This is a genomic window from Tardiphaga sp. P4_G1 (assembly GCF_056401215.1).
The window spans coordinates 127,761-134,855 of sequence record NZ_JBFUJU010000014.1 but is presented as its reverse complement, the minus strand read 5'-3'; the positions used below and the strand labels follow the sequence as shown (position 1 = coordinate 134,855).

The window sequence follows — 7,095 nt, the reverse complement described above, 5'->3', positions numbered from 1 at the left end:
GCGGGGAGGTGGATTCACACTCGAAGTGCAACAGCTGTCGAGCAAAGAGCTCGGCGGGGGTATGCCAGTCAAGGCACTTTCGGGGTGTGCTGTTGTAAGCCAGCACGGCATCGGCAAGATCCTGGGAGGTGAGCGTAGCTAGATCTGTCTTGCGCGGAATCCGGCGGCGCATGCGACCGATGGYATTCTCGACGCCACCTTTCTGCCAAGGGGCGTAGGGATCGCAGAAAAACGTCTGGATACCGAGTGCATGCAGGTCTGTGTGGCAGGCGAACTCGGTGCCGTTGTCGAAGGTAATGCTCTGTCGCAGTTCGGGCGGCAGCGGCGCCAGCAGTCGGGTAATCGTTTGCACGACCGGACGGGCGGCCTTGCCGGATAGACGCACGGCGATCATCAGACGGGATAATCGCTCATGCAAGGTGAGGATGGCCTGCCCGTAGCGCGCGAACATCATCAGATCACCCTCCCAATGGCCGGCGGTGGCGCGGTCCAGGACCTCCTTTGGTCGGTCGGCGATCGGCACCCGGCCCTCTATATGCAGCGCTGACGACCCGCCCTTGCGACCACGGAAGCCTCGCTTGCTCTTGCCGCGCGGCAGATATCGTCGCCAGCTGTAATCCTTGGGCGCTGTTGTCTGGCCCTGCGCGTAAGCGGGTTTGTAGCCGACCTGCACGCCGGCATTGCGCTTCAGCTCCCGGGAGACAGTCGATGGCGCGCGATCCAGAGCTGCCGCGATTTGCCGGATCGAGCGCCCTTCGGCGTAAAGCTGGGCAATCCTGTAGCGGTCATCCAGCGATAGCTGGGCGTAGGTTCCGTCCATCGCAACACCCTAATCTGGTGTTGCACTTCGTTTGAGAACTCAGGGGATCCATAAACACTCCCGTTTCGATGATCACCGTTGGGAGAAGCCTTCACTTCAGCGGAGAGGATGGAGGTTATGGGTCCCCGCCTTCGCGGGGACGACAGTAGAGTTGTTCGTGCTTCAACTCGCTAATTGTCGACTATCGGTGACTGTGCACCCACCAGCATCACTTCAAACCGCGCCCGAATTTCGCGGGGTGTCGCGCCAAAACGTTTCTTGAAGGTGCGGTTGAAATAAGAGAGGTCGCCGAAGCCGACCTCGAAGGCGATGGTGCTGACGGCGCGATCCCCGCGGTTGCCATCGCGCAGCATATGGAAGGCGCGCTCGAGCCGACGCTCCAGCAGATAATCCGAGAATGTGCGGCCTTCAGCCTCGAACAGTTTCTGGAAGTAGCGCGCGGTGACGCCATGCGTCGTCGCAAGCCGTTCCAGCGACAGCGTCGGCTGGCTGAGGCTGGCCTCGATATCGGCCTTGAGCGACAACAGGCTGATGGTCGGTCGGTCCTGCCGCAGTGCTGCACGTCGTCCCGGCGCATCGGCTTCATCGATCATGGTGGCGACGAGGCCGTTCATATAATCGATGGCAAGACCCGTCAGCGCAGCGGAATTCATCGGCAACAGACCGCGCATTACGGCAGCGGCGTAATGGCCGAGCGCGATCAGCCCGCCATTGTCATGGGCGATGTGGCGCAATCCGGTATGGCCATTGCTGGGGAGTAGCAGGCAGTCGACGCGGCTCACATCATTCATGATGAAGGTGGTAGCGCGGCCGGGATCGAGAATGATCGCCTCGCGCGGCATGCATGTCTGGCGCTGGCCATCCTGCTGGACGATCACCACGCCGTCGGACGGCCGCAGCACCAGGATGTCCTGCGGCGAGTCGTTGCCGGTCGTGGCGGTATCGTCGTCGGGCATGGTCCAAAGCGGTGCGGGATCGAAACACGACATCAGTCCGAGATGCGGCTGCATCCGTAGGATCGCCTTCGACTGGAACGGCGCGGCGCGAAACGATCCTAGCGAATTGCGCTGCACGGTCTTCCACGGCAGGCGGCTCTCAAGCGGTTTGCGCAGGGTGTCATCGATATCGTCGGCAACCAGCCAGAGCGGGACGAGAGGGCAATCGGGAGCGGCATCGACGCAGGATGGAGACCGCGACTGATGCGCGTTTGCCACAGCATCGAATCCAAACCGCTTCGTTCGCTCCAGTCCGACTATCAATTCACCGAGTCCAAGTCATGCAATGGGCTGTGCCGTATCGCTGTGACGATAGACGGAATGCACAGGCGTAAGAAGAGTAAAGCCGCGGCTGGAATTTACATTGATTCCAAACTGCTGCGGCCACGGTCGAATTGACCGGCTCGACCTCCCCAGTGCTTCGTCGCCACGAACATACGGAAGATTCCGAGCTCATGCGTTACAGCCAGTTCCTTCTCATCCCCGCCGTCGGGCTCATGTCGTCGCAGGCCGTTGCGCAGCAGAGCGCGGGCGTCACGCTCGACGAGATCACGGTAACGGCCGCGCGTGCCCAGCGCTCGATTTCGGATATTCCACAGACGGTGCAGGTGGTCGATCAGAAGGAGATCGACGAACAGCTCAAGCAGAGCGGCAGCGCATCGGCTCTGCTGGCCAAATTGCTGCCGGGCTTCTCGGTCTCGAACCAGACCATCTCCGGTGCTTCCGAAAGCTATCGCGGCCGCGACCTTCTGGTGCTGATGGACGGCGTGCCGCTGACGACGCCGCTCCGCGACGTCTCGCGCGTCCTGTCGCTGATCGATCTGAATTCCGTCGAGCGCATCGAACTGGTCGCCGGTGCATCGAGCCTGTATGGCGCCGGCGCGACGGGCGGTACGGTGAATTTCGTCACCAAGAAAGCGCAGCCCGGCGGTCCGCGCGTCAGCGTCAACACGGCGTTGCGCACCTTCACTGCCGATCCCGGCGGTTCGCTGGCACCAGAAATGTCGGCGACGGTCAGTGGCAAGGGCACGAACGGCATCGACTATGTATTCGTCGGCAGCGGCCGCGGTGCGCAGAAGACCTATGACGGCGCGGGCCGCGAGCTGCCATCGGATGCCATGCTCGGCCAGGGAGGCGGCGATCGCCTCGCCAGCGGTAATTTCCTGGGCAAGATCGGTTACGATTTCGATGGCGGCAAGCGCATCGAAGCCTCGATCAGCCAGTTCTATCTCGACCAGACGCCGAAATATCTTACCGACTATTCGGGCGCCTATGCGAAGCCGGATTTTACCAAGCCCTATACCGGGCAGAGCGTGCTGGAAGATTCGCGCTCGTTCCAATTGCGCTACAGCGATACCGACTTCGTGCTTGGCAATCTCAGCGTGGTCGGCTTCTATAACGACATCAAGAAGCGCTTCAACTATTCGGAGTTCTCCTATCCCTATAACTCGCTGGTCTACTATTCCGGCAATCCGCTGAGCCCGACCAGCCCCGCCAACCAGACCACGCTGTATTCCGAGCGCGGCGGGGTCAATCTGACGATCGATACGCCGCTCGACCGCATCTGGAACGGTGCCAAGGTGACTTGGGGTACCGACGTCGTCCATGACAAGACATGGCAGACACTGACCGACGGACGCGATGTCTTCACGCCGCTGACCCAGGTGACGACAGCCGGATTTGCGTTGGTGCAAGTCCCGATCACCGATCGGCTGACCGCGCGCGGCGGCGTTCGCTACGAGCATTTCGATCTCAGCGTCGACGACTTCCTGCGTCCGGCAGCCTATGCCGCGATCTCACCCGTGACGCGCTTCGTTCTGCCGGCGCTCAATGTTATCGGCGGCCAGTACGAATATGCCTCGCCGACCTATAATCTCGGCGCGACCTTCAAGCTCAACAACAAGATCGATCTGTTCGGCGGTTTCTCGCAGGGCTATGCGCTGCCCGATGTTGGCGCCTATACGCGCCGCGCCGGCCTGTCATCCACCGCCTTTGCCTGTCCGGTGGCGACGCCGAACTGCCTGCCGCTGGCACGCCAGACCATCTCTTTCAGCTCGATCGCGCCGGAAGCCCAGATCGTCAACAATTACGAAATCGGCATCCGCGGCGGCGACGGCCCCTACAAGGGCAGCATCACCGGTTTCGTCAGCACGTCCGAGAAGGGCGTGACCTTCGATCCAGTCACCAACCTGATCTCGCAGCAGAAGGAAATGATCTACGGCGTCGAATATATCGGCGAGATGGCGATCAACCGGAATTTCACGCTGGGTACCACGATCGGCTACAAGGAAGGCCGCTACGACACCAACAAGGACGGTGTGCTCGACTCGTGGCTGCCTAACAACCGCATCGGCAGTCCGGTGCGCGGTCTGATCTTCGGCGACTATCGCTTCGACAACGGCATCAAGCTGCGCGTCGAGGGCGAGGGCTATGCAAGCCGCAACCGCGGTATCAACCTGACCAATACGGTCTATCCCATCGAGGGTGGCTTCACCATGAATGCCGCGCTGAGCGGGCCGGTCTATGGCGGCGAGGCCTATGCAGCCGTCAACAACCTGTTCGATACGGAGCTGCAGAACCCGACGGCAACCTCGGTGCGCAACCTGCCGGTCTATTCCTGGGGCCGCACCGTGACGGTCGGCTATCGCAAGACGTTCTGACGCGACAAGGAGTTTGAAGATCACGACGATGGTGGATCTGGAGATTGATGGGAGCCTGCTGACGCTACGGTTCCTGCCGCCTTACGCGGAGTCGGACGAGCGCGATTATCTGGCCGCGCTGGCCCGGGTCGGCGAGCATGATGCGCCATTCGAACTTCTGACCGTGTTCGGGGGCGGCGGGAAACTGTCCGTCGCCGGCGAGCGGGAGCAGGCGCTGTGGTTCAAGGCGACGCGCGGCCATATCTCCGCGCGCTGCCGTGCTGTGGCGATTGTACGCCCCGGCGCCAACAAGAAGATGGAAGAGACGTTTCGGAAGCTCTGGCCGATGCCGCTGGTGGCGCTCGAGGACGAGATCGCCGCGCGCGCCTTTCTCGCCGAACATCGCGGCCTCGCATGAGCACCGCGGAGCTTAACGCATCTGCGCCGGTCGCCGTCATGGGACGCAAGCGGCTGTTCGTCGTGCTGGGCGGGCTGTATCTGGCACAGGCGATCCCGTCCTATCTGTTCGCCGCCGCCCTGCCGCCAATCATGCGCGAGGCCGGCGTGTCGCGCAGCGAGATCAGCTATCTCAGCCTCTGGTTTCTGCCGTTGCTGCTGAAATTCTTCTGGGCGCCGGTGGTGGATCGCATCCGCCCGTTCGCGCGCGCACATCGCGCCGGCTGGGTGATCGTGACCCAAACCGGGGTCATCATCAGCCTGCTGTGTTTGATCCCGCTCGGCGCAACCAATATCTGGGGCATCATCACGGTGGGCCTGTTCGGCTCACTGCTGATCTCGACCCAGGACATCGCCACCGACGGCTACGCCGCGAAATATCTCGCGCCGGAGGATCGCGCCATCGGCAATGCGATCCAGGGCGGCTCGGTCGCGTTTGGTGTCGTGATCGGCGGCACGCTGGGTCTCGTGCTTTATGCGCAGATCGGTTGGACCGGTATGCTGCTGACCATCGCCGGCTTCTCGCTGATCCCGCTGTTTGCCGCCTTCGCCATGCGCGAAGACGAAGCCGACCAGGTCGATCCGGCGAAGCCGCGGCCTTCGGTGATGGCCTTCCTGCGCCGCCGCGAGGTGCGCAACATTCTCTGGATCGCACTGATCTACCGGATGAGCGAGGGCCTCGTGAAGGCGATGGAGGGCAGCTACCTCGTCGATGCCGGGGTGCCGCTCAAACAGATCGGTTATCTCTCCGGCGGTGCCGCGACGACGGCGGGTCTCGCAGGCGCCGCTGGTGCGGCGTGGCTGCTGCAACGCTGCGGCACCGGCTGGACGCTGGGTCTGCTGGGCATTCTCCGCACCATCTGCTTTGCGCTGTTCACGGCGCATGCGCTGGGTGTCGTGACTGGCATCTGGCCGATTTTCGGCGCGGCCGGATTCCAGACCCTGATCCGCTACATGGAGATCGTCGCGCTCTACAGCCTGTTCATGGCGGCGGCATCGAAGGATCAGCCGGGCACCGACTTCACGATTCTCGCCTGCGCCCAGCTGATCATCTACTTCATCGGCTCGATGCTATCGGGCCGCATTGCCGACCTGCTCGGCTATGGGACGCTGTTCAGCGTCGCCACCGTGTTGTCGCTGATCGCGGCGATTGCCACGATGCGCATTCTCGCCGCGCAACCGCCCGCTAGTTCGATGCCGGCGCAGCCTGCGTGAAGCTGCGATCGACGGCCTTGCTGACATCGACCTGCTTCGACAGGATTCCGTAGCGCGTGGCGCGATCCGAGGCTTCCTGGAACTCCTTCACCACGCCATCGTCGATGGCGATCGGCCGTGTGTCTTGCGCCTTGTAGGCGCGCGCCAGCACGTCTTCCGGCAGCTTGGTCAGCTCGGCGGTGTTTTTGGCATATTCATTGACATGCTCGCGCGACCAGTTGCGGGCCTTGTTAAGCCGCTGCAACAGGTCGGCGACGGCCTCGCGCTTGGTGGCAATCGCCTGTTCGGAAGCGACGATAAAGGTCAGGGTCGGGGTCAGACCGGTGCCATCGGCAACCACCCGTGCATTGTCTTTCAGCACGGCGTAGGAGATGTAGGGTTCCCATACGGCCCAGCCGTCGATCGAACCGGCGAGAAGTGCAATCTTGGCATCGACGGGACCGAGCGGCGCGAAAGTTGCGTCACTGGTCTTGTAACCGGCTTTCTCCAGCGTCGCCTCAATCAGGAACTGGCCCCAGCCGCCGCGTGTGCCAGCGAGGCGCTTGCCCTTGAGGTCGGCAGCGGTCTTGATCGGTGAATCGTTGCGCACCAGGATCGCCTGTGTGTCCGCATTGGAGCGTGTGCCGCCTATCGCCTTGATCGGTGCGCCGTTGGCATAGACCGTGAGGAACGAGAGGTCGCCGGTGTAACCGACATCGAGTGCGCCGGCATTGATGGCTTCGAGGATCGGCGCCGCCGCAGGGAATTCCGACCACTGGATCTTGTAAGGCAAGTCCTTCGCCAAGCCGGAGATCTCCAGCAGCGAGCGGTTGCCGCCCTTCTGGTCGCCGACGCGCAGCGTGATCTGGTCTACCGCAACAGCGGAGGTGGCGAGCGTTGCGCTGAAGGCTGTGGCAATGAGCGTTGATAGCAAACGGCGCGTAGGGGAAGCGGTGGTCATGGTCATTTTCTCTGATGCAATGGCGTGCAT

The 7,095-nt window shown here is 62.5% G+C and carries 6 protein-coding genes; 3 read left to right on the top strand and 3 right to left on the bottom strand.

Translation table 11 applies throughout. The annotated features are described in order from the left end of the window. Both AC1DUY_RS28200 and AC1DUY_RS28195 read right to left on the bottom strand, forming a co-directional pair. Window positions 1–820: IS30 family transposase (locus tag AC1DUY_RS28200; RefSeq protein ID WP_478118619.1), on the bottom strand; the 820-nt coding region annotated here is incomplete at its 3' end. A 170-nt stretch (window positions 821–990) separates the two neighbouring features. Next, complete coding sequence (locus AC1DUY_RS28195) at window positions 991–2,034, bottom strand: helix-turn-helix transcriptional regulator (RefSeq protein ID WP_478118617.1); 1,044 nt, start codon at window positions 2,032–2,034, stop codon at window positions 991–993. Between the two features lie 236 nt (window positions 2,035–2,270). On the opposite strand from AC1DUY_RS28195, the gene AC1DUY_RS28190 reads away from it, so the two are divergent. Genes AC1DUY_RS28190 through AC1DUY_RS28180 form a run of 3 tightly spaced genes read left to right on the top strand, consistent with a single transcriptional unit; the run spans window position 2,271 to window position 6,125 of the window. Next, window positions 2,271–4,475, top strand: a complete 2,205-nt coding sequence (locus tag AC1DUY_RS28190) for a TonB-dependent receptor (RefSeq protein ID WP_089262499.1) — start codon at window positions 2,271–2,273, stop codon at window positions 4,473–4,475. A gap of 13 nt (window positions 4,476–4,488) precedes the next feature. After that, the gene (locus AC1DUY_RS28185; protein WP_478118615.1) at window positions 4,489–4,872 is read left to right on the top strand and encodes a hypothetical protein; all 384 of its coding nucleotides are present in this window, start codon (window positions 4,489–4,491) and stop codon (window positions 4,870–4,872) included. After that, window positions 4,869–6,125 carry an MFS transporter gene (locus AC1DUY_RS28180; protein ID WP_478118613.1) on the top strand — a complete coding sequence of 419 codons (1,257 nt, stop codon included), beginning with the start codon at window positions 4,869–4,871 and terminating at the stop codon, window positions 6,123–6,125. The genes AC1DUY_RS28185 and AC1DUY_RS28180 overlap by 4 nt, the downstream gene beginning before the upstream one ends. On the opposite strand, the gene AC1DUY_RS28175 is transcribed toward AC1DUY_RS28180, so the two are convergent. Continuing rightward, window positions 6,097–7,065 carry an ABC transporter substrate-binding protein gene (locus AC1DUY_RS28175; RefSeq protein ID WP_478118611.1) on the bottom strand — a complete coding sequence of 323 codons (969 nt, stop codon included), beginning with the start codon at window positions 7,063–7,065 and terminating at the stop codon, window positions 6,097–6,099. The genes AC1DUY_RS28180 and AC1DUY_RS28175 overlap by 29 nt on opposite strands. Between the last annotated feature and the right edge of the window lie 30 nt (window positions 7,066–7,095).

What these genes read in the sequence shown, in the direction of transcription:
- AC1DUY_RS28190 (WP_089262499.1), top strand. Translation starts at nt 2,271, where the DNA reads ATGCGTTACAGCCAGTTCCTTCTCATCCCCGCCGTCGGGCTCATGTCG.
- AC1DUY_RS28180 (WP_478118613.1), top strand. Translation starts at nt 4,869, where the DNA reads ATGAGCACCGCGGAGCTTAACGCATCTGCGCCGGTCGCCGTCATGGGA.
- AC1DUY_RS28175 (WP_478118611.1), bottom strand. Translation starts at nt 7,065, where the DNA reads ATGACCACCGCTTCCCCTACGCGCCGTTTGCTATCAACGCTCATTGCC.